Source organism: Plasticicumulans acidivorans (assembly GCF_003182095.1).
In the GTDB taxonomy this organism is placed as follows: domain Bacteria; phylum Pseudomonadota; class Gammaproteobacteria; order Competibacterales; family Competibacteraceae; genus Plasticicumulans; species Plasticicumulans acidivorans.
The window spans coordinates 85,210-104,794 of the sequence record NZ_QGTJ01000001.1; the positions used below are offsets into that span (position 1 = coordinate 85,210).

At 65.8% G+C, this 19,585-nt stretch carries 22 protein-coding genes; 8 read left to right on the forward strand and 14 right to left on the reverse strand.

Annotation, left to right across the window (positions count from 1 at the left end; translation table 11 throughout):
- Position 1: 1 nt before the first annotated feature.
- Positions 2–307 carry a DUF6156 family protein gene (locus C7443_RS00320; RefSeq protein WP_110016585.1) on the reverse strand — a complete coding sequence of 102 codons (306 nt, stop codon included), beginning with the start codon at positions 305–307 and terminating at the stop codon, positions 2–4.
- A 92-nt stretch (positions 308–399) separates the two neighbouring features.
- Positions 400–1,134 (reverse strand): uracil-DNA glycosylase family protein, encoded by a 735-nt coding sequence (locus C7443_RS00325; protein WP_110016586.1) that lies wholly within the window; start codon positions 1,132–1,134, stop codon positions 400–402.
- Positions 1,135–1,226: 92 nt separating this feature from the next.
- Between C7443_RS00325 and C7443_RS00330 the strand changes: the two genes are divergently transcribed.
- Together C7443_RS00330 and C7443_RS00335 are read left to right on the forward strand one after the other, a co-directional pair.
- Positions 1,227–1,841, forward strand: coding sequence for a class I SAM-dependent methyltransferase (locus C7443_RS00330; RefSeq protein WP_110016587.1), 615 nt, complete (start codon positions 1,227–1,229; stop codon positions 1,839–1,841).
- Positions 1,842–1,944: 103 nt separating this feature from the next.
- A complete protein-coding gene (locus C7443_RS00335; RefSeq protein WP_170123423.1) occupies positions 1,945–2,382 on the forward strand; it encodes a YybH family protein in 438 nt (145 codons plus the stop codon).
- 5 nt (positions 2,383–2,387) lie between these two features.
- Here the strand turns inward: C7443_RS00335 and C7443_RS00340 are convergent, their stop codons facing one another.
- Complete coding sequence (locus tag C7443_RS00340; protein ID WP_110016589.1) at positions 2,388–2,861, reverse strand: MaoC family dehydratase; 474 nt, start codon at positions 2,859–2,861, stop codon at positions 2,388–2,390.
- 35 nt (positions 2,862–2,896) lie between these two features.
- Positions 2,897–4,177 carry an MFS transporter gene (locus C7443_RS00345; RefSeq protein ID WP_110016590.1) on the reverse strand — a complete coding sequence of 427 codons (1,281 nt, stop codon included), beginning with the start codon at positions 4,175–4,177 and terminating at the stop codon, positions 2,897–2,899.
- A gap of 134 nt (positions 4,178–4,311) precedes the next feature.
- Between C7443_RS00345 and C7443_RS00350 the strand changes: the two genes are divergently transcribed.
- From C7443_RS00350 to C7443_RS00370, 5 genes are all read left to right on the forward strand, one after another.
- Positions 4,312–4,932, forward strand: a complete 621-nt coding sequence (locus C7443_RS00350) for a TetR/AcrR family transcriptional regulator (RefSeq protein ID WP_110016591.1) — start codon at positions 4,312–4,314, stop codon at positions 4,930–4,932.
- A gap of 500 nt (positions 4,933–5,432) precedes the next feature.
- Positions 5,433–6,368 carry a ZIP family metal transporter gene (locus C7443_RS00355; RefSeq protein ID WP_110016592.1) on the forward strand — a complete coding sequence of 312 codons (936 nt, stop codon included), beginning with the start codon at positions 5,433–5,435 and terminating at the stop codon, positions 6,366–6,368.
- A 135-nt stretch (positions 6,369–6,503) separates the two neighbouring features.
- Positions 6,504–6,893, forward strand: a complete 390-nt coding sequence (locus C7443_RS00360; RefSeq protein ID WP_110016593.1) for a thioredoxin family protein — start codon at positions 6,504–6,506, stop codon at positions 6,891–6,893.
- A gap of 10 nt (positions 6,894–6,903) precedes the next feature.
- On the forward strand, positions 6,904–7,623 hold the full coding sequence (locus tag C7443_RS00365; protein ID WP_110016594.1) for a cytochrome c biogenesis CcdA family protein: 720 nt from the start codon (positions 6,904–6,906) through the stop codon (positions 7,621–7,623).
- 223 nt (positions 7,624–7,846) lie between these two features.
- The gene (locus C7443_RS00370; RefSeq protein WP_146213199.1) at positions 7,847–8,287 is read left to right on the forward strand and encodes a hypothetical protein; all 441 of its coding nucleotides are present in this window, start codon (positions 7,847–7,849) and stop codon (positions 8,285–8,287) included.
- Positions 8,288–8,312: 25 nt separating this feature from the next.
- Here the strand turns inward: C7443_RS00370 and C7443_RS00375 are convergent, their stop codons facing one another.
- Genes C7443_RS00375 through C7443_RS00390 form a run of 4 tightly spaced genes read right to left on the reverse strand, consistent with a single transcriptional unit; the run spans position 8,313 to position 11,166 of the window.
- On the reverse strand, positions 8,313–9,044 hold the full coding sequence (locus C7443_RS00375) for an amino acid ABC transporter ATP-binding protein (protein WP_110016596.1): 732 nt from the start codon (positions 9,042–9,044) through the stop codon (positions 8,313–8,315).
- Positions 9,025–9,681 carry an amino acid ABC transporter permease gene (locus C7443_RS00380; RefSeq protein WP_110016597.1) on the reverse strand — a complete coding sequence of 219 codons (657 nt, stop codon included), beginning with the start codon at positions 9,679–9,681 and terminating at the stop codon, positions 9,025–9,027. Before C7443_RS00380 ends, C7443_RS00375 begins: the two co-directional genes overlap by 20 nt.
- A gap of 12 nt (positions 9,682–9,693) precedes the next feature.
- Positions 9,694–10,356 carry an amino acid ABC transporter permease gene (locus C7443_RS00385; protein ID WP_110016598.1) on the reverse strand — a complete coding sequence of 221 codons (663 nt, stop codon included), beginning with the start codon at positions 10,354–10,356 and terminating at the stop codon, positions 9,694–9,696.
- A 27-nt stretch (positions 10,357–10,383) separates the two neighbouring features.
- Positions 10,384–11,166 carry a transporter substrate-binding domain-containing protein gene (locus C7443_RS00390; protein WP_110016599.1) on the reverse strand — a complete coding sequence of 261 codons (783 nt, stop codon included), beginning with the start codon at positions 11,164–11,166 and terminating at the stop codon, positions 10,384–10,386.
- A 312-nt stretch (positions 11,167–11,478) separates the two neighbouring features.
- Here C7443_RS00390 and C7443_RS00395 point away from each other — a divergent pair, with 312 nt between their 5' ends.
- Positions 11,479–12,180 carry a FadR/GntR family transcriptional regulator gene (locus C7443_RS00395; protein WP_110016600.1) on the forward strand — a complete coding sequence of 234 codons (702 nt, stop codon included), beginning with the start codon at positions 11,479–11,481 and terminating at the stop codon, positions 12,178–12,180.
- Between the two features lie 5 nt (positions 12,181–12,185).
- Here the strand turns inward: C7443_RS00395 and C7443_RS00400 are convergent, their stop codons facing one another.
- From C7443_RS00400 to C7443_RS00425, 6 genes are all read right to left on the reverse strand, one after another.
- Positions 12,186–12,815: a class I SAM-dependent methyltransferase gene (locus C7443_RS00400; RefSeq protein WP_110016601.1), complete on the reverse strand. Its 630-nt coding sequence runs from the start codon at positions 12,813–12,815 to the stop codon at positions 12,186–12,188.
- 29 nt (positions 12,816–12,844) lie between these two features.
- Positions 12,845–14,116, reverse strand: a complete 1,272-nt coding sequence (locus tag C7443_RS00405) for an anaerobic sulfatase maturase (RefSeq protein WP_110016602.1) — start codon at positions 14,114–14,116, stop codon at positions 12,845–12,847.
- Between the two features lie 172 nt (positions 14,117–14,288).
- Complete coding sequence (locus C7443_RS00410; RefSeq protein ID WP_110017005.1) at positions 14,289–15,575, reverse strand: OmpP1/FadL family transporter; 1,287 nt, start codon at positions 15,573–15,575, stop codon at positions 14,289–14,291.
- Between the two features lie 265 nt (positions 15,576–15,840).
- Positions 15,841–17,421: an arylsulfatase gene (locus C7443_RS00415; protein ID WP_246004509.1), complete on the reverse strand. Its 1,581-nt coding sequence runs from the start codon at positions 17,419–17,421 to the stop codon at positions 15,841–15,843.
- A 159-nt stretch (positions 17,422–17,580) separates the two neighbouring features.
- Positions 17,581–18,579, reverse strand: coding sequence for an HAD family hydrolase (locus tag C7443_RS00420; protein WP_110016604.1), 999 nt, complete (start codon positions 18,577–18,579; stop codon positions 17,581–17,583).
- A 212-nt stretch (positions 18,580–18,791) separates the two neighbouring features.
- Entirely contained in the window at positions 18,792–19,541 is a 750-nt protein-coding gene (locus C7443_RS00425; RefSeq protein ID WP_110016605.1) for a hypothetical protein, read from the reverse strand.
- Between the last annotated feature and the right edge of the window lie 44 nt (positions 19,542–19,585).

The window sequence follows — 19,585 nt, forward strand, 5'->3', positions numbered from 1 at the left end:
TTCAGGCGGCGTCGAGCGGCTGGCCGGCCTCGTCGAAGCAGAGCACGGTCTCTTCCTCGTCGATGTCGACGATACGGGCCTGCGCCAGCTGACCGTTGGCGTGGTAGCTGTAGTGGTGCTCCAGCTCGATGCTGCCGTAGACCATCTTGCGCAGGCCGTTGATGCGCTCGCCGTCGTAGTAGCCGACGAAATAGGTGTTGCGGTTGTCGACCTCGGCGGCGCTCAGCTCGTTGACCAGGCGAAACGGCAGCTTGACGCCGGTGTAGGTAACGAAGGTGCGCGGCGTGCCGGGAATATCGGTGCTCATCGGGAAAATTCCTGCAGGGTCATGGTGAAGCTCGCGGGGGCGAGGCACGGTAGCGACCGCCCCCGAGCATGTCCACACGAAAACTGCAGGAATTATCCGCCCGCCGGCCAGATACCGAGCGCGACCAGCTGGGCGCTCGCTGCCGTGGCCCAGCCGCGGTTCGCCGCCGGGCTGGCCGGGCTCGGATGCAGCACGTCGCCGATGCGCAGCGGCCCGGCCGCGACGGCCCCGGCCAGCGCGCGCTCGGCCTGGGCGCGGGCGTACTTGCCGATGCCGATCACCCACTGCGGCTGCAGCGCCGCCACCACCGCACGCAGGTGCTCATCGCAGGCGGCGAGCAGCGGCGCGGCCTCGCTGGCCGGCAGTTTGTCAGGCGTCAGGTTACGACCGGCCTCGAAAAAGGCCAGCGGGCAGTAATTGCCGACGAAGTGCTCGGCGAAGAACGCCTCGGGCCGGCCGAAACGTTCGGCAAACAAGCCCCACAGGCGCTGGCCGCTGACCTCGGCGCGGCGGCAGGCGAAGCCGTCGACCGGCTTTTTCGGGTTCTCCTGCGCCGGTTTGCCGACCTCCGCGACGATGCCGAGCCAGTCGCGCACCGCCGCGATCTCACCGAACGGCACGCCGGTCTGCACCATGCCGAACGGCCCGGGATTCATCCCGAGGAACAGCACGCGCTTGGGCCCTGCGCCGTAGCGGCGCAGATAAAGCTCATGCGGCGCCCAGGCGTAGTCGAGCGGGTTGTAGACATGACTCGGCGCGGCAAAACGCAGCGGCGCCAGCGCGGCGTTCAGCGCGCGGGCGGCCGCGATCAGTTGAGAGGCACTCATCGAAGGACTCGTCTGGAAAACCGGCGCGCAGGCTAGCGCAGCCGCACGCCGGCGTACCATGCGACTTTCGATGGCAAGCCCGAGGACACGCCATGATCAGCTTCGATGACAAAGCCAGGACCTGGGACGATGATCCGGTGAAAACCGCGCGCGCCGAGGCGATCGCCGCGGCGATCCGTGCCCAGGTGCCGCTGGCACCGGCGCTGCGCGGCTTCGAGTTCGGCTGCGGTACCGGCCTGCTGAGCTTCGCGCTGCGCGAGGCGCTCGGGCCGATCACGCTGTCGGACAATTCCAGCGGCATGCTCGACGTGCTGCGCGCCAAGCTCACCGCCCGCGGCATCACCGACATGCAGGTCCTGCAGCTCGACCTGCTGCACGATCCGCTGCCGGACGCGCAGTTCGACCTCGCCTACTCGGCGATGACGCTGCACCACATCGCCGACACCGACGCCGCGCTCGCGCGCCTGTACACGCTGCTGGCGCCCGGCGCTTACCTGTGCATCGCCGACCTCGACGCCGAGGACGGCTCCTTCCACGGTGCCGGCTTCGATGGCCACAACGGCTTCGAGCGCAGCGAACTCAGCGCCAGAGCGCAGCGCGCGGGCTTCACCGCTGTCGACTTCAGCACCGTGTTCACCCTGAGCAAGGGCGACGGTGCGCAGCGCCGCGACTATCCGGTATTCCTGATGGTGGCGCGCAAGCCCTGAGCGACGGCACGGCATGCCACGGCGCGGTGCGGCTGCAACAGTCACGGAACGCCGGTCAGCGACTATGGTCGGCTACGGGACCGCCCCCGACCGGAGGAACTTCATGCCAGAGCTCGATACCACCGCCCGCGACCTGCTCGAAATCCGCCAGCTCATCGCTGCCTGGGCGCAGGCGCTGCACGCGCGCGACGCCGACGGCCTGAGCGAGCACTACGCCACCGGCGTGCGCGTGTTCGACGTCGGTCCGCCGCTGGAACACCGTGGCCGCAGCGCCTACCGGGCGCTGTGGGCGCAATGCCTGCCGTACTTCGACGGCGACATCAGCCACCAGACCCGCGGCCTGGAAATCCAGGTCAGCGGCGATCTGGCCTTCGCTCACTGCCTGAGCCGGATCACCGATCAGGCGCAGACGCAGCCACTGCCGTGGGTGCGCACCACGCTGTGCCTGCGCCGCGGGGAGTGCGGCTGGGAAGTGGTGCACGAGCACGCCTCGCTGCCGGTCGACTACGCCAGCGGCACGATCGCCAGCAGCGCCCCCTGACACCGTCAGGCCGCCTGCGGGCGTCGCGGCACCACCAGCCGCGACACCAGCCGCTGCAGCACTTCGCCGCGCTGATTCAGCGTCTCGCTGCGCACGGTGACGATGCCGCGCTCGGGTCGGGAACGCGACGGCGTCACCTCCAGCACTTCGCTGCACACGCGCAGCACATCGTCCGGGCGCGTCGGCTGCAGCCAGCTGACTTCGACGCCGGCGCCGATCAGGCCGCCGGCGATCGGCAGACCACTGGTGACCAGCAGGCGCATGGTCAGCGCCGCCGTATGCCAGCCGCTGGCGGCCAGTCCGCCGAAGAAACTGGCACCGGCGGCGGCCTCGTCGAGATGAAACGGCTGCGGATCGAAGCGCTCGGCGAACTCGATGATCTGCTCGATATCGAGCGCGTGCTCGGCGCTTTCGAAGCGATCTCCGGGGCACAGATCGTCGAGATAGCGCAGCGTGTTCCGGGCGGTGGCGGTATTCATCGGGCAGGTCTCCAGGGCAGGCGGAACAAAGTGGCTCAGGCCGCGGCCGGCGCCACGGCGGGACGGTGGATACGCAGTACCAGCAGCGCCGCGACCAGGCACAGCGCACCGGCGATCATCGTCGCCAGCGTGTAGGTACCGAGGGTGTTGCGCAGCACGCCGCCCATCAGCGCGGCGAAGGCGGCGCCGAGCTGGTGGCCGGCGACGATCCAGCCGAAGACGATCGGCGCATCGGCATGACCGAACACGTCCTGCGTCAGGCGCACGGTCGGCGGCACCGTCGCCACCCAGTCGAGGCCGTAGAACAGCGCGAACACCGGCAGGCCGAGGAAGTAGCCGAGGCCGAAGGCCGAGGGCAGATAAAGCAGCGCCAGCCCGCGCAGGCCGTAGTACCAGAACAGCAGCACGCGGTTGTTGTAGCGGTCCGACAGCCAGCCCGACAGCGTCGTGCCGAGCAGGTCGAACAGCCCCATCACCGCCAGCACGCCGGCGCCGCGCACCTCGCTCAGGCCGTAATCGCCACACATGGCGATGAAATGCGTGCCGATATAGCCGTTGGTGGTGGCACCGCAGATGAAGAAGCTGAAGAACAGCAGCCAGAAGTCGCGGCGCGGCATCGCCCGCTGCAGGGCGGCGAAAGCCATCTGCAGCGGATTCTGCTGCGACGGAGCGGTTTCCAGCGGCGCATCGTGCGCGGCGCCGTAGGGGTGCAGACCGAGCGTCGCCGGCCGCTCCGGCAGCAGCAGCAATACCAGCGGAATCACCGCGGCGATCACCACGGCGACGATCAGCACCACCGGCTGCCAGCCATGGCGCTCGACGACGGCGGCAAGCAGCGGCAGGAACACCAGCTGACCGGTCGCCGTGCTCGCCGTCAGCAGGCCCATGGCGAAGCCGCGGCGCTGCGTGAACCAGCGGTTGACGACCACCGCACCGAGCGTCATCGCCGTAGCGCCGGTGGCGGTGCCGACGACGAAGCCCCACAGCAGCCACAGCTGCCAGCTCTCGCGCATCAGCGCCGACAGGCCGACGCCGCCGGCCAGCAGCAGCAGGGCGCAGAGCACGGTGCGGCGCAGGCCGAAATACTGCATCGCCGCGGCGGCGAACGGCCCCATCAGGCCGAACAGCGCCAGGTTGATCGACAGCGCCAGAGAAATGCTGGTGCGGCTCCAGCCGAAGGCTTCTTCCAGCGGCACCATCATCACGCTCGGCGTGGCGCGGGTGCCGGCGGTGATCAGCATGATCAGGAACGTCACGCCGATGACGATCCAGGCGTAATGAAAACGGTGGCCGGCCCAACGGGCGATGGCTTGCATGCAGGGCTACCTCAATGCGTGGCGTCTCGATACGTCGAGTCGGCAAAGTATGCGTGTACCGATCGGTACGCTGGACAAAAAGTACGAACCAAGCGGTACACTGTCAATCAGCACCCGCTTTTCAGGAGCCATGCATGAGCGATGCGAGTGGCCAGCCGGCGCCCTCCGAGCACGACGCGGAACTGCGGCGGCGCATCCTGCGCGCCGCCACCGAACTGTTTTACGGCGAGGGTGCGCGGGCTGTCGGCGTCGAGGCGGTGGTACGCCGCGCCGGCGTCAACAAGATGAGCCTGTACCGCCAGTTCGCCTCCAAGGACGCACTGCTGCTGCACTATCTGGAGCACTGGGAGCGGCGTTTCTGGGGTTTCATCGAGGCCGCCGTGGCGCAGCATCCGCAGGATGCGCGCGCGCGCCTGCGGCAGATCTTCATCGACATCACCGAGCGCGCCCGCCGCCCCGGCTACCGCGGCTGCCCTTTCGTCAACATCGCCGCCGAATTCGCCGACCCCGCGCACCCGACCCGCCAGTTCGTCGCCCGCCACAAGGCCGCACTGCGCGAACGCCTGCAGACGATGGCCAGCGAGGCCGGAGCCCGCGACCCCGCCGCCCTCGCCGCCGCGCTGGCGCTGCTGATGGAAGGCGCCTACACCGCCAGCCAGACCTATGGCCACGAAAGCGCGCTGCTCGACGCGCTGCCGCCGCTGGCCGGCCAGCTGATCGACACCGCCTGCAACACGGAAGCACCAGCGCCGTGAGTGGCAACCCTGCAAGCCTCCCGGCCGCAAGCACGCCGACGCCGCACTGACCCGACAGGCAGACACACGCACCGCACGGCAGCACCAGCGCCGGGAGCGGCGACCCTGCGAGCCTCCCGGCCGCAACACGCCGACGCCGCACTGACCCGACAGGCAGGCACACGCACCGCACGGCAGCACCAGCGCCGGGAGCGGCGACCCTGCGAGCCTCCCGGCCGCAGGCACACTGACACCGCACTGAACAAGACAGGCATTCCGACAGCCCCGTCTGCCGGAATGCCGCTGGCGCCCCGGCGCGGTAAACCGCCGGCGGGCGATGTTCAGCATGGCGCCCCTGCGTGCCGCCTTGCGCATGCAACCCAGCCATCACTCCGAGCACTGCATAACGGTAACGCGGGCCGGCCAAGCGTGGCGGCGCATCGAACCAAGAGCCGATGCGGCGTTAAGCTGCAGGCCGCTGCGCCGCTCGGCGCAGCCGTCGAATCCGCCCGGAGTTGCCCATGGACATTGCCGATACCTCCGCTGCGCCGGCCGTCGACTGGCCGGCCCTGTGGCGACGCCACGCCCGCGCCCACCCGCTGACGGCGATCGGCCTCGCCGCCGCGACGCTGGCGATCGTGCTGCTGCTGGTGCAGAGCCTGCTGCACATCGCCAGCGGCGATGCACCGACCTTTCGCCTGGCGCTGTACGGCGGTGCCGCCGGCTTTGCGGCGACGGCGCTGGGCGCCGCGCCCGGAGTGTTCCTGCGCAGCCTGCCGCAGCGCGTCGAAGACACGCTGCTCGGCTTTGCCGCCGGCATGATGCTCGCGGCCAGTTCGTTCTCGCTGATCCTGCCCGGCCTCGAAGCCGGCACGCAGATCACCGGCCACGCCGCGCTCGGCGCCGGCAGCGTGGTCATCGGCATGGCGCTCGGCGTGCTGCTGATGCTCGGCCTCGACAGTTTCACCCCGCACGCGCACGACAGCAGCGGCCCCTGCGGCGCCGGCTGCGAGCGCCTCGGCCGTGTCTGGCTGTTCGTGCTGGCGATCGCGCTGCACAACCTGCCGGAAGGCATGGCGATCGGCGTGAGCTTCGCGCAGGGCGATCTGCAGGTCGGCCTGCCGCTGACCACGGCGATCGCGCTGCAGGACATTCCCGAGGGGCTGGCGGTGGCGATGGCGCTGCGCAGTGCCGGTCTGGCGGCAGGTTCCGCCGCACTGGTCGCCGGCGCCACCGGGCTGCTGGAGCCGGTCGGCGCGCTGCTCGGCATCGGCCTGTCGAGCGGACTGGCGATCACCTATCCGATCGGACTCGGCCTCGCCGCCGGCGCGATGCTGTTCGTCGTCTCCCATGAAGTCATCCCGGAAACGCATCGCAACGGCCACCAGACGCCGGCGACGCTCGGCCTGATGGCCGGTTTCGCGGTGATGATGACACTCGACACCACGCTCGGCTGAACAGGCCGCGCATTCACCAGCGCGCGGGCTGGTCCGAGCAAGCGGCTGGCGCATCCAGCGACGCCCGGCATGCGTAGACCCGGCAACGACGCCATCACGGCCCGTTGCCCTCTGCCGCCACCTCTGGATGCCGCCATGAAGCTCTGCCGTACGCTGTTTGCCTGTGCCCTGTTCACCACGGCCTTTGCCGCTGCCGCCGGCGAGATTCGCCCGTATACCGAGGCCGACTTCAGCGCCCTGCGCGGTGCCGGCAAGCCGGTGCTGGTCGATGTCCACGCCAGCTGGTGCCCGACCTGCGCCCAGCAGAAACCGATCATCGAAAGCCTGTCGCGCGACCCGGCCTTCGCCGAGCTCACCGTGCTGCAGGTTGACTTCGATGCCCAGAAGCCCGTCGTGCGCGCCCTGCGCGCCAGCAGCCAGAGCACGCTGATCGCCTACCACGGCGAGCGCGAAGTCGCGCGCAGCGTCGGTGACACCTCGCCCGCCGGCATCCGTGCCCTGCTGGCGAAGACCCTGACCCCCTGAGGCCACGGCGATGCTCGCGAACTACGGTCTCGGCTTCACCGCCGGCGTGCTCAGCACGCTGTCACCCTGCGTGCTGCCGCTGCTGCCGATCGTGATCGGCAGCGCGCTGTCGGTGCATCGCCTCGGCGCGCTGGCACTGGCCAGCGGTCTGGCGCTCGCCTTCACCGCCGTCGGCGTGTTCATCGCCGCCGTCGGCTTCTCGCTCGGCCTCGATGCCGGCGTGCTGCGCGAATTCGGCGCGCTGCTGCTGCTCGTCGTCGGCGCGGTGCTGCTCAGCCGTTCGCTGCAGGCGCGCTTTGCCCAGGCCACCGCCGGCCTCGGCGATCTCGGCCAGAACTGGCTGGCACGCCTGCGCTTCGGCGGACTCGGCGGTCAGTTCGCGCTCGGTCTGCTGCTCGGTCTGGTGTGGAGTCCCTGCGTCGGTCCGACGCTCGGCGCGGCGACGCTGCTCGCCAGCCAGTCCGGCCAGCTCGCGCCGGCGGCGCTGCTGATGCTGGTGTTCGGTATCGGCGCCGCGCTGCCGCTGCTGCTGGTCGGCACGCTTTCCCGGCAGTGGCTCGGGCGTGTGCGCGGCGGGCTGCTCAAAGCCGGCAGCGCCGGCAAGCGGGCGCTCGGCGCGATCCTCGTGGTCGGCGGCGTGCTGATCCTCAGCGGCCTCGACCGCGCGCTGGAAAGCACCCTGGTCGCCTGGTCACCGGCCTGGCTGACGACGCTGACCACCCGTTTCTGAAGCGCTTTGCAGCGGCCGGCACTGATCGGCAGAAACGCCATGGCAGCACGCCGCTCCGTCAGGCATCGAGGCGGCAGACAAAGTGGATTTACGAACGATTCCTGCGCATCTTCCGCTGTGCAACAGGCTCCCGGATAATGATTCGCACCACCCACCACGGGGCCTCAGGCTTCTCGTCGTGGCCGTGCCACTTCACTTCGCCCAATGTTCGAGGAGCCTGCCCATGAGGATGCTCAGATCATCCCTGTCCACCGTGCTGGCCGTCAGTCTGCTGGCGAGCTCGCTGCCGCTCAGAGCTGAAGATTCCAACAAGCAGTCGAATTCTGCCGCCACCTCCTGCGAGGATCTGATCGCACAGCAGGTGCGCAAGCAGTGCCCGAAAAACGCGAGCCGACTGTGCGCGGAGGAAGTCCGCCGCTCGATGCAGAAGGTGTGCTCACCGGAGCAGGCCCAGCAGCCCACCAGCCCGAAGCCGGCCGAGGTGACGGAAGCGACCGATACCGCGGCCGGTGCCGGTGCGGCGGCGAGCAGCTCGGTCGTGCCCTTCGCCATTGCCGGCGTGATCGCCGCCGGTCTTGCCATCGCCGCCGGCGCCAATAATGACGACGGCAGCAGTGGCGGCGGCTCGACGCCCACACACGCGGGCGTCGCCAGCAGTCACTGAAAAACGCGGACAGTCCGTCGCCGCCTCAGGCGGCGACGGCGCCGATGAACTGCGCCAGCTCCGGCGTGCGCGGATGCGCCATCAGTTCCTTCGGATCGCCTTCTTCCCAGACCCGGCCAAGGTGCATGAACACCAGCTTGCTGCCGACGTCGCGGGCAAAGCGCATCTCGTGCGTGACCAGAATCAGCGTCATGCCGTCGGCGGCGAGGCGTTCGAGCACCTTCAGCACCTCGCCGACCAGCTCCGGGTCGAGTGCCGAGGTGATCTCGTCACACAGCAGCACCGACGGTTGCATCGCCAGCGAGCGGGCGATGGCGACGCGCTGCTGCTGACCGCCGGAGAGCTGCTCGGGGTAGGCGTCGAATTTGTCCGACAGGCCAACGCGGCCGAGCATCTCGCGGGCGATCTCCTCGGCCTCGCGCGCTGACTGCTTCTTCACCACCGTCGGCGCCAGCATGATGTTGCGTCCGACCGTCAGGTGCGGGAACAGATTGAACTGCTGGAACACCATGCCAACGTGCTGGCGAAAGCGGCGCAGATCGGTCTTCTGCGGATCGAGCGCCTCACCGTCGACGACGACCCGCCCGGAATCGAAGGTTTCCAGTCCGTTGATGCAGCGGAGCAGCGTGCTCTTGCCGGAACCGCTGCGGCCGATCAGCGAGACCACCGCGCCGCGCTCCACGCCGAGCGTCACGCCCTTGAGAACGTGGTTCTGGCCGTACCATTTTTCGATGTGTTCAAGTTCTACGAGCGGCATGGAGCTTGGCCTCCAGGGAATGGGCGTACAGCGACAGCGGGTAACAGAGCGCGAAGTACATCAGCGCGACCAGCGAGAACACGGTGAAGGGCTGGAAGGTGGCGTTGTTGAGCATCGTGCCGGCCTTGGTCAGCTCGACGAAGCCGATGATCGAGGCCAGCGCCGTGCCTTTGACCACCTGCACCGAAAACCCCACCGTCGGCGGAATCGCGATGCGCAGCGCCTGCGGCAGGATCACGTAGCGCATCGCCTCCAGCCACGACAGTCCGAGGCTCGCCGAGGCTTCGCTCTGCCCCTTCGGGATGGCCTCGACGCAGCCGCGCCAGATCTCGGCGAGAAAAGCGCTGCTCCACAGGGTCAGCGCCAGCGATGCCGCCACCCACGGTGAAACCTCGATGCCGATCAGCGACAGGCCGAAGAAGGCCAGGAACAGCTGCATCAGCAGCGGCGTGCCCTGGAACAGCTCGATGTAGCCGCGCATCAGCAGGCGCAGCGCCTTGAACTTCGACACGCGCGCCAGCGTCACCAGCAGACCGACGATGGCGCCGCCGGCGAACGCGATCAGCGACAGCAGCACGGTCCAGCGCGCGGCCAGCAGCAGATTGCGGGTGATGTCCCATAACGTGAATTCAGGCATGACGGGACTCCCTCAGCGCCGCGCGAACAGCTGGCGGCCGAGCAGGCCGAACACCTGACGCAGGCCGAGCGCCAGCGCCAGGTACAGCAGCGTGGTCACGGCGTACACCTCGAAGCTGCGGAAATTGCGCGACTGGATGAAGTTCGCGGCGAAGGTCAGTTCCTCGGCCGAGATCTGCGACACCACCGAGGAGCCGAGCATGACGATCACGCACTGGCTCGACAGCGCCGGCCAGATCTTGCCCAGCGCCGGGCGGATGATGACGTAGCGAAAGATCTGCACACCGCTCATGCCCAGGCTCTGCCCGGCCTCGATCTGCCCTTTCGGGATCGCCTGCAGGCCGGCGCGGATGATCTCGGTGGAATAGGCGCCGAGGTTGACGACCATCGCGATCACCGCCGCTTCACCGGCGCTGAGTTTGACGCCGAGGTTCGGCAGGCCGAAGAAGATGAAGAACAGCTGCACGATGAACGGCGTGTTGCGCACCAGCTCGACGTAGGTACCGACGACGCTGCGCAGCAGCCGTCCGCCGTAGCGCCGCGCCGCCGCGCCGGCGATGCCGAGCGCCAGACCGAGCACGGTCGACACCACCGTCAGCTGCACGGTCAGCCAGACGCCGCGCGCGAACTGGTCGGTATAGGGCAGCAGTTCCTGAAACTGGAACTGATAGCTCATGACGAAGCCTCCCGGGCCGGCGGCGGATCAGGCGCCGAGATCCGGCAGCGGCGCCTTGAACCACTTCTGCGACAGCTGCTCCAGCGCGCCGTCCTTCTTCGCGGCCTCGATCAGCGCGTTGACCTTGGCCTGCAGCGCCGGCTCGCCCTTGTTGAGGCCGATGAAGCACGGCGAGTTCTTGATCTTGAACTGCTCGACCGGCAGCCGCGGCGGGTTCTTGGCAGCGATCGCGGCGATGACGACGTTACCGGTGGCGATCAGACCGACCTGCCCGGACAGGTAGGCCGAGATCGTGGTGTTGTTGTCCTCGAAGCGCTTGAGCTCGGCCGAGGCCGGGGCGATTTTCGACAGTTCGAGGTCTTCGACCGAGCCGCGGGTGATGCCGACGGTCTTGCCGGCCAGATCCTCGGCCTTGCCGACGCCGGCCTCCTGCGGGCCGAACACCGCGAGGAAGAACGGCGCATAGGCGATCGAGAAATCGATGGTCTTCTCGCGCTCGGCGTTCTTGCCGAGGCTGGAGATCACCAGATCGACCTTCTTGGTCTGCAGGTAAGGAATGCGGTTGGCACTGGTCACCGGCACCAGCTCGACCTTGACGCCGAGCCCCTTAGCCAGCAGGCGGGCGACATCGATGTCATAACCCTGCGGCTGCAGATCGAGGCCGACCGAACCGAAAGGCGGAAAATCCTGCGGCACGGCGACCTTGAGAACGCCGGCGGCCTGAATGTCGGCGAGCGCGTCGGCGTGGGCCGCCTGGCTGGAGGCGATGGCGAGGCAGGCGGTGGCGAGCAGGGTCTGCAGCAGCTTCATGATGCGGTTTCTCCAATATCTGAACGGGCGAAGGCGGCGCCGCGCCGCCTCGTCGTCAGCTCCATCGCATCAGCCGTGCCAACCACCAGCCAAACGGCGTGAAGTCAGCAATAGCGCGCAACTGTTCATACCAGTCAGACCAGACAACATGAAAAAAACGTCATGCTTCATGCAAAACGCACCAAAACCGGGCCCTGTGATATTGCATTGGTGCAATCTGGATTATTCGAAAAATCGAATGATTGCAGGCGTATAAACGTACTCGTAAGCTGAACACCAGCGCGTTTTTGCGCCAACGCCCATCTGACCGGTATGAACAGATCACGAGCCGTTTCTGAATTTGCCGCAGAAGCCATCCGCGAGCTGATCCACAGCGGCGCTTATGCGCCGGGTGCCCTGCTGCCCTCGCAGCGCGAGCTGGCCGAGCAGCTCGGCGTCAGCCGCACCTCGCTGCGCGAGGCGCTGTCGGCACTGGCCTCGCGCGGCGAAATCCGCGTGCATGCCGGCAAAGGCGTCTTCGTCGCCGAGCCGCCGGCCGCCGTCGAGACCGGCACCAGCGAGATCGGCTGGAGCTTCGCCGAGCAGGCCAGCCCGGCGGAAATCTTCCAGCTGCGCTACGGCATCGAGGGCTTCGTCGCCGGCCTCGCCGTCGCCCGCACCACGCCCGAGGTGCTCGATGCCCTTGCCGACAACGTCGAGGCGCTGCGCCGTGAACTGCGCGCCGAAGCCTTCGATGCCGCCAACCGCCTCGACTTCGACTTCCACCAGCAGCTGATCGAGCTGAGCGGCAACCGTGCGATCGCCGAGCTGATCGGCCGCTCCGCCGGCATGTTCCTGGAAAGCCAGAAGCTGCCGTTCCTGCGCCGCGAGCGGGTGATGGAAACCCACGCCGAGCACCTGCGCATCCTGCGCGCCCTGCAACGCCAGTCGGCCACCTCGGCGATGCGGGCGATGCAGGAGCACATCCGCCGCGCCGCGGCCCGCATCGGCGTGCAGTTCGCGACGCCTGCCTGAGTGGCTTACTCCGTGCTCACCGCAGCCATCGCAGCACGCCGACGGGCAACGATCGCAAACCGCCCTTTGTCACGGCCCGAGGTCGGTCGATTCATGAACTCAGCGATCAGCGGCTCGAAACCGGACGCATCGAGCAGTTCGAGCACCCGCTGCGGCGGATGCGAGTCGTAGAAGAAGCGCTCGCCGAACATCGTGTCGGTGAACGCCGGATGCTCGGAACCGCCGACGGTGAGCATCAGGCGCCCGCCGGGCTGCAGCCAGCCGGCCATCCGCTCCAGCAAAGAGGCATGCCGGCAGCGTTCGATGTGGAACAGGACATCCCAGCAGAGGATCGCGGCGTAACGCGCCGGTGTGCGGTAGTCCTCGATGCGCGCTTCGATCCACTCACCCTGCGGCAGGCGCTGGCGTGCATACGCCAGCATGGCCGCAGCCTGATCGACGCCGGTCAGCCTGTGGCCACGCCCGAGTACGTATTGCGCCAGCGGCCGCCCGCTGCCGCAGCCGAGATCGAGCACGGCGGCTGGCGGTGACAGGTCGGCGAGCAGCGTGTCGAGGTAGACCTGTTCGCGACCGCAGAACGACTGCCTGGCGCCATCCCAGACTGCGGCGATGCGGTTGTAGGCGAGGCGATTCACCGCCGACGCTCTCGCGTCATATGCAAAATTCAGTGCTTTCCCAGACGCTTGTGCAACTCGGACAGGTCGCCGGTCGCCTTGGCGTAAAAGGCTTTCAGGCCGCGGCAGAGATAATTCAGGCCGGGCTCGCCGTCCGGGGTTTTGACGAAACGGTTCTTCGGGCATTCCCCCCAGCACAGTTGCAGATAGCGGCACTCCCGGCAGTATTGCGGCAGGCTGTTACGTTTGGCGTAGCCGAACTGCTGCTGCTGCTCGGAAAACGCCAGATCGCCCTCGTGGGTTTCACCGATATTGCCCAGCCGATATTCCGGGTAGACGAAGTGGTCGCAGGAATAGAGATCGCCGTTGTGCTCGATGGCCAGCGCTTTGCCGCAGACGGGACTGGTCACGCATTTCTGTGAGCCGTTACCCAGCATCATCGACACGACGTTTTCGAACTGGTCGATGAACACGCGGCCGAAATCGCGCTTGAACCACTCGTCCCAGACCCGACCGAGGAAATAACCCCAGTCGTCCGGGTCGACCGACCAGTCGGCCACCACGGAATCGGGATGCCCCGGACGTGCCTGCGGCGTGCCCACCACCGGCAGCGCATCCCAGTTCCAGTGCCCGGGCGCCACCTGGCGGAAATCGCCCGGTTCGAGTCCGGGGATGAGCTGGATCATCCGCGGGCGCACCTGGTCGCGGATAAAGCGGTACACGTCGATCGGCCGCCGGGCATTGAGGCGGTTGACGACGCACAGCGCGCTGAACTCCACCTGATGCTTGTGCAGCAAAGCCACGGCGTGCATGACCCGCTCATGGGTCGGCTTGTGGCCTTTGCTGTAGCGGTAGTGGTCATGCAGCTCGGCGGGTCCGTCGATCGACAGCCCGACCAGAAAATGCTGTTCGTGCAGGAACGCGCACCATTCGTCATCGAGCAGGATGCCGTTGGTCTGCAGATCGTTTTCGATGCGCTGCCCGGGCTTTTTGTATTGCTGCTGCAGCGCCACCACCCGGCGAAAGAACTCCAGGCCCATCAGGGTCGGTTCGCCACCCTGCCAGCTGAAGATGACCTCGCGGCCGGTCTGCGCGGCGATGTACTGGCGGATATGCGTCTCCAGCCAGTCCTCGTCCATGCGCGGCATTTTCGGCTGCTGCAGCAGATCTTCCTTGTGCAGATAAAAACAGTAGGCGCAGTCCAGATTGCACTGGGCACCGCTGGGTTTGACCATCGTGTGGAAGCGGTACACATCGCCGTTGGCCAGCGCGGGTAAATGCAGCGGCGGATCAGCAAGCGGTTTGATGGGTGGCGTCGTCATATACCGGAGAGAGCAAATGTGTGGGGGCAGCGGCGGCAGGCGATACGCTCGCTCACCACCAGCCGATGCAGTGACTGGGCCATCCAGTGTAGAAGCCGGGTCGGCGTATACGCACCGTCGCGCCGCGAGGCCGCCGGTGCGACGGCGTGTGCCCGCCGGCCCTTCCGCGTGACTAGAAGCGCCAGACAACGCCACCGCCGAGCACGTGCAGCGCGCTGTCTTTATAGGTACCCGACAGCGTCGTGCCGGAGCGGGACTTGGTCTGCTCCACCTCCAGGTCACCCAGCCAGATCAGGGTGTAGCCGAAATGCACGTCGAGCCCTTTGGCCGCGGCGTAGTTGACGCCGGTCGCCAGACGCCAGGTCGCGCCCACCGGGTTGTCGACGGTACGGTCCTTGTCGGCGACGATCGAGCTGTCATAGGCCAGGCCCATGTTCCAGCGCAGCTTAGGATCGACCTGATACTGCGCACCGACCGAGGCGTGCCAGCTGTCTTTATAGCGCTGATCGATCGTGGTGCTGGCGCCGTTGGCATCCGCATCGACGGCCACGCCAACTTTGCCGAACTGGCTCCAGTCCTGCCAGCCGAGGCTGCCGAGCAGCTTCCACTGCGGGTCGAGATCGTAGGTCACGCTCAGCAGCAGCGTCTGCGGCACCTGCATGTCGAGGCTCAGGCTGTTGATGCTCGCGCGGCGCAGAGCGGCGTCCAGCAGGCGGTTGCTGACATTGTCGACGTTCGGCCGGTCCTTGAAGCTCAGGTCGATCTTGCTGGTATAGGCGACGCCGAGCTGGGTGCGCTCGTTGATGCGATACAGCGCACCGAGATTGACGCCGGCGCCGAAGTCGGTGTCCTTGAAATCCAGCTGACCATCCGGGCGGTCGGTCAATCCGAGCAGATTGTTGTTGATGGCCGACTGCGCCCGGAAATAGCCGAACATCAGGCGCGGGCCGAGGCCGACGGAAAGATCGTCGTTGATCTTGTAGGCAACGGTCGGCTGCAGGGAAATACCGATGATGGCGGATTCCTGCGTGAAATAGCGGCCGACCCAGTCATCGTCGTATTTCAGCGCCAGACCGAAATTCCCGTACATGCCGAAGCCCACGGACCAGCGCTCGTCGAGCTGCTGACTGATGAACAGACTGGCACCCGGCAGATACTTCAGCGCATTGCCACCATCACTGCCGCTGAACTGGTTCTGGCCGTCGGGGGAAAAACGCAGGTCTCCCAGAATCAGCTGGCCATTCGCATTCACCTGCGTACCGGCCAGCTGCGAAATACCGGCGGGATTGTTCATCAGGATGCTGGGGTCCGTGGCCAGCGCCGCCGCGCCGGCGTTCGCCAGCCCCATGCCCTCCTGGCCGGCCTCATACACCATGATGCCGCCCGCCCAGCCAGGACTGGACACCAATACAAGCCCCCACAAGTTCAGAGCTGACACCACGCGAAGAGGCTTGATCATGAAGAATTCCTCAAAAAAGCGATCGAAAGCGACCGCAAAATGACGCCGGGCCTGTCCGCCATCCGCGAACGGACGAAGACGCTGCAGCCAACGGATGAGCGGCATCCCGCACCGCTGAACGTTCCGGCGCACTCAATGCATCCGGCAGCAAAAGCTGCCGACGGCTTCAGCCGTCAGCAGCTTGATTGGGAGTCACGTCGCAGGAGCAGCGCAGGCCGATACACCTGCCTGCGCCAGCGCCCCGCATGCGCGTACTGAACCCCGATCAGTTGCCGGTCGGCAGCGGAATGGAAATACCCTCGCTCTTCAGCATGTCGCGGACATACTGGAAACGCTGGTACTGGGTCAGCGTGATCGGCCCGGTATAACCTTCACTCTGCAATTTACGCGGCGGGTATTCGACATAGGTCTTCATCAGATCCTTGATGGCTGCGCTGATGGTCACCAGTGTCCAGGTGTGCTCCGTGTAATTGTTCATGAAGATGTCATAGCGCTCCTGCGGGTCCTGCCAGAGATCGAAGACCTGCGGCACGATCGCCACGTACTTCTCCGGTCCCTTCCAGCCGAGGTTGGTATCCACGGCGAGGCCACCGGTCGCCTGGCCGTTGTCTCCGCGCAGATTGAACACGGCCTTGTAATTGCCGACACGAGCCGCACCCGGGGTCAGCTCATTTTCTGTGAAGTAGAACCAGGCCTTGCGCTCAGACTTGCCGGTACCGAACAGGATCGGCGACATGTCGTAGCTGTCGAAGATGATCGGCTTGCCTTCGCGATCCTTCTCCGGCAGCTTCACGCCCGCCACGGAGGCAAACGTCGCCATCAGATCGAGGCCGCCAACGATGTCGTGATTTCTGGCGCCCGCCGCGATCTTGCCCGGCATCACCGCGATCGCCGGCACGCGGTTGCCGCCTTCACGCACGGTGCCCTTGGTGCCGCGGAACGGCGTATAGCCGGCGTCCGGGTAGACGTCCTGCCAGGCGCCGTTGTCGGTGGTGTAGACGACCAGCGTGTTCTTATCGAGGCCAAGCTCACGCAGCTTGTCCATGATGTGGCCGATGCGCGCATCCAGCTCCACCACCGAGTCGGCGTACTTGGTTTTTGACAGAGACTTGTGCTCGTACTCCGGCGCCGGCATGTTCGGCTGGTGCACCTTCATGAAATTGACGTTGATATAGAAGGGCTTGTCCGGACTCTTGGACGCTTTTTCCAGGAACTCGATAGCGGCTTTCTCGACGTAGCCATCGAAATACGGAATACCGACGACGCCTTTCTCCGGCGTGTTGACGTACTGGCCGTTGATCTTGAAATCTTCCTTCGCCTTCTCACCCGCCTTGGCCGACAGCGACCCGGTGGTCACCTTCTGGAACATCGCGCGCAGCTCCGGATCCATGTCCGGGAACCAGGTCGGATCGGCGTAGGTATACGCATTGAGGTGATAGAGGCCGACGTACTTCATCTCGTCGTAGCCCTGCGCGTTGGGCAGCGCGTAATCGGCCTCGCCGAGATGCCATTTGCCGGTGAAGTAGGTCTGGTAACCCGCCAGCTTGAGCACCGAGCCGAGTGTCCATTCCGCGGCCGGCAGGCCACCGCCCTGGCCCTGGAAGGCGACGGTCGTCATGCCGCTGCGATTCGGAATGCGTCCGGTCTGCATGGCCGCACGGCCCGGCGTGCTGCTCGGCTGTGCATAGAAGGAGAAAAAGGTCATGCCATCGGCCGCCATGCGATCGATGTTCGGCGTCGGCATGCCGCGACCTTCGCCACCACCATACGGACCGAGATCGCCGTAGCCCGTATCATCCGAAACGATGAAAAGGATATTGGGTTTCGAGCTTTCGGCCGACGCCATGCTCGGGATAGCCGGTAACAGCAGCGCGCCCAGTACAGCAGCAGCCAACGGTGCCTTCTTCATATAAACCTCCACCCTGATTCCATAGACAGTCAACCCGGCAATACGCGGCCACGCCTTGGCGATGGCCCGCGAAAGCACATCGACATCCGTGAATGACTACCTCTTTTCGTGCGGGTAAATGACCTTCCAGTCCTGCTTCATGTCCACGACTGTCCAGCCCTGCACCGAGGCTTCATCAAGAGCCTTATCCAACTGACCGACCGACGATTTGCGGTCGTAGGCCCATTCGCGCCTGGCATCGGTGTGATGCACCAGCACACCCAGACGGAGCCCTGCGGCAGCGGTCGTCCACTGCAGCATCTGCAGGTCGCCGTCCGAATTGCCGAACGCAATGATCGGGCGGCGGCCGATGTACTGATTGATGCCGACGGGTTTGCCGGTCTTGTCATCGATGAAGTTCACCTGCGGCAAACGCACGAGCACGGGCTTGCCGTCGCGCATCTGGAATTCGGTCTTGATGCTGCTGCCGACGACCTGCTCGGGGGGAATGCCGTAAACCGCCTGCGTCCACGGACGCATGAACTCGACGCCGCCGCCGGAGACGATGAAGGTCTTGAAGCCGTTGGCGCGCAGATAGGCGAGCACCTCCAGCATCGGCTGGTAGACCATGTCGGTGTACGGCAGATGGCTGAGCGGATGCTTGGCGGTGGCGATCCACTCCTTGACGATCGCAGCGAACTCATCGGTGGTCATGCCCGCGTGAGAGGCCATGACGATCTCAAGAATCGCGTGGTCCCCGCCCGCCAGCGCCCCCTTCACGTCCCCCTTGAGCAGCGAGGCGAACGGCTCCTGGCTGCTCCACTCGGGGTGCTGCGGCGCCAGCGCCTTCAGCCGATCGAGCGCGAACAGGAGCTGGAAGTACATCGGCTGCTCCGCCCACAGCGTGCCGTCATTGTCGAAGGTCGCGATACGCTCGGACACCGGCACGAAGCCGGGGGAGTTTTCCCGGGTGACCTTGCTCACAAAGCCGACGATGGCCTGCTTGGCTGCGCCGTCCGCCCAGGACGGCAGCGGATCGGCGTTCTGCGCCTGAGCATTCAGAACGAGCGTCAGACAGAACGCGAAAAACACGGCTACGACACGGCTGCTCAGCATCGAAATCTCCCTGATGAACCAAAAGCCAAACGACGGCTTTAAACAAGCACTCGCCCGGCGTCATGCTTCGCGCCATTCACAAGAATGCGCAGCACAGTTTTTTTATTAATCAATGTCTCGAATAATTATATTTTTTGACTACGCCACACAGGTCACGACAAACAGTGCCTGGCATCCTGCCGGGCGGCGGGCATCAAAACAGCCTCTGTGGATCAGTGTAGAAACTGCATGTTGAAGCCGGCGAAAATTTGCCAGTCCGGCTGCGCCGGTCCCTTCCAGGCAACTGAATACTGCGGCTCTATGAAAAAATTAAAAACGGTATTGCCTTTTTTGATGACCTGACCGATGCCGAGACCGATCGGGACGCTATAGGCATTGTTTTCGAAGTTGTAGGCCATGATCGGTGCCGAGCGCAGATACAGCCCCTGCCCCAGCTGGAAAAACGCAAACGGCTGCAGCGCAGCGACATTCACGTTATTGCGATCGTGATCACCGGCGAAGCTGGCCTGCCAGGTCAGCAGGTAACCGTACTGAAAGCGCTTGGACTCGGCGTTGAACAGCACATTGGCAAAACCGGCAGACCATTTGCCGCTGCCGAGATCGTCGTCGCTGGCGGTAGGGGCCGTCAGCTGCGGACCGATGCCGAAACTGACTGCCGGATTTCCGGTATCGATCAAATAAGCCGCAAAAACATTCAGATCCCCCACCCCGGTGGTTTTACCGGAGCCGTCGAGCGCCGGATAACTGTTCACCGGCAGCGAGGCGCGCATCAGCCAGTTGCCGCCGAATAAGCGGAAGGGCTCGGCATAACGAAACCAGAACTGGTTTGCATCCTTGTCCGTTTCAGTCAGGCGACCGATGTAATAATTCTGCAAATTGAACGCCGTCATGTTCGCCAGTGGATTATTGGCTTGCGCAGCGGCATCGGCAGAATCGTCAGCGTGCAATGAAAACGGCGCCATGCAGAACAGCAGTCCCGCGCAAACCGCACCTGCCGTGGACATCG